This window comes from Longimicrobiaceae bacterium (assembly GCA_035696245.1).
In the GTDB taxonomy this organism is placed as follows: Bacteria; Gemmatimonadota; Gemmatimonadetes; order Longimicrobiales; family Longimicrobiaceae; genus DASRQW01.
This window is the reverse complement of the sequence record DASRQW010000408.1, coordinates 1-1,719: the sequence shown is the minus strand read 5'-3', so window position 1 is coordinate 1,719 and position 1,719 is coordinate 1. Positions and strand designations below refer to the sequence as shown.

Genomic DNA, 1,719 nt, shown 5'->3' with positions numbered 1-1,719 from the left:
CGCGTCGGCGCTGCGGATGTATCGCGGCTGCGGCATTACAAACGACGATGAACCTCAACGCTCCAGCGGTCAGGCGGCCGATGCATCGCATCGTCCGACTTACGGGTGAGGCGACGGAAACGCGAGCCGGCACGCGGGTCGGCCCCTGCCGGAGACGAGGCACTGTCTCGGTTCTGCGGCGGGATCGCCGGCATTTCCCCGTGGTCAGTGGCAGGTGCCCTTGCCGTGGTCGATGCTCTGGTTGGCGCGGCCGGTGGGGATGAAGTCCCACTCGTACGTGCCGGGGCGCAGGACGAAGCGGATCACGCCGAAGGTGTCGTCCATGCGCGCCACGCTGCCCGCATCTACCGAGCGGATGCGCCGCCGTTCGGCGCCGCCGGTACCCACCACGAACGAGCGGATGCCGCGCGCCTCGTCCGGCCGCCCCGCCGCGTCCATGGGCACGAAGCGCTCGTAGTCGTGGTCGTGCCCGGCGACCGCCACGTCCACGCCCCCGTCGTACAGCGCCTGCCAGATGGGCTGCATCCACCCGGCGTCGCCGTGCGGGCCCGAGGTGAAGCGCGGATGGTGGAAGTACGCCAGCGTGCACGGCTGCCGGTTCGCGCGAAGGTCTTCCCGCAGCCATCGCACCTGCGCCGAATCGACCGAAGCCGGGTTGCTGTTGAGGACGACGACGTGCCACGCACCCAGCCGGTAGCTGTACCAGCCGCGCGCCGGGTCTGCCGCCGCGGGGCCCAGCGCCCGCAGCCGCTCGCCGAAGAAGCCGACGTAGCCCGCCGCACCTCGCGCCACCACGTCGTGGTTGCCCAGCGCCGGAAAGGTCCGGTCGCGGAAGCGGCCCCATGTGGGCCGGTAGCAGCGGCGCACGTCCTCCACGGTGCCGCGCGGATAAGCCAGGTCGCCCACCGCCATCACCGCGCCGGGGATGCCGTCGATGAGCCGCGCCGTCTCCTCCGCGCCGCGCGAGCGGCAGTCCGCGATGTCGCCCGCCCCCACCAGCACCGCAGTCGAGTCCCCCGGCCCCACCGAGGGCACCACCGCCGCCAATTCCGCCGGCTTCATGGGCGGCGTGCTCCGGTCGCAGGCCACCGCCACCGCCAGCGCGGCGAGCGCCCCCATCACCTCTCTCATCATCCCCACGCGTCCCCTCTCGTCCCGAACGTAGCTCATCCGCCGCGCACCTCCGCACGCCGGCACCGCTCCCGCCCCGGCCACCCAGCCGCACGGTCGATGAGCCATCCCACAGGTCAAGCGCCGTGCCCGCCCGTCCGCAGCGTCCGCCACGGCGGCTTCGCGACAGCAGGCGAAACCGGCCTCTCACGCCGTAGCGCGAGAGGCCGTCAGATTCGTACGAAATCCGGGGAGAATCGGTGCGGCCAGCATCGCCCTGGCGGCTAAAGCCGCGGGCTACGACGGCACGAAGCCCACCGGTGTGGGCTGCTACCGATGGTCCGAATCGCTTCGGCGAGACTCCGCGAAGGCAACGCGATCTACCCGCATTCCGTATCAGTAGCCGATTGCCGACGAGCAGCGGAGCCCTCCGCCCGCGACACCGAGGCTCCCTCCCCCAGGCAGTTTCTACCCATTACCCACAAGTGCGGGTGAGGCGCGCAGGCGCTGGAGGGCGAGGGTGAAGTCCATGAGGCGGCGGAATCCCGTCCAGATCGACTGGATTCCGGGCTCGCCATCGCCCTTGCGCCCCAGAAAGCCGCCCAGCAT

At 71.4% G+C, this 1,719-nt stretch carries 2 protein-coding genes; both read right to left on the bottom strand.

Annotated elements, in window-relative coordinates; translation table 11 throughout:
• Window positions 1-204 precede the first annotated feature (204 nt).
• A complete protein-coding gene (locus VFE05_18280; protein HET6232027.1) occupies window positions 205-1,170 on the bottom strand; it encodes a metallophosphoesterase in 966 nt (321 codons plus the stop codon).
• A 408-nt stretch (window positions 1,171-1,578) separates the two neighbouring features.
• Window positions 1,579-1,719, bottom strand: a 141-nt coding sequence (locus tag VFE05_18275) for an IS4 family transposase (protein HET6232026.1), incomplete at its 5' end; no start/stop codon positions are given.

Bases quoted from the DNA above. Each gene is read 5' to 3' on its own strand.
- VFE05_18280 (HET6232027.1), bottom strand. From the start codon at position 1,170: ATGAGCTACGTTCGGGACGAGAGGGGACGCGTGGGGATGATGAGAGAG.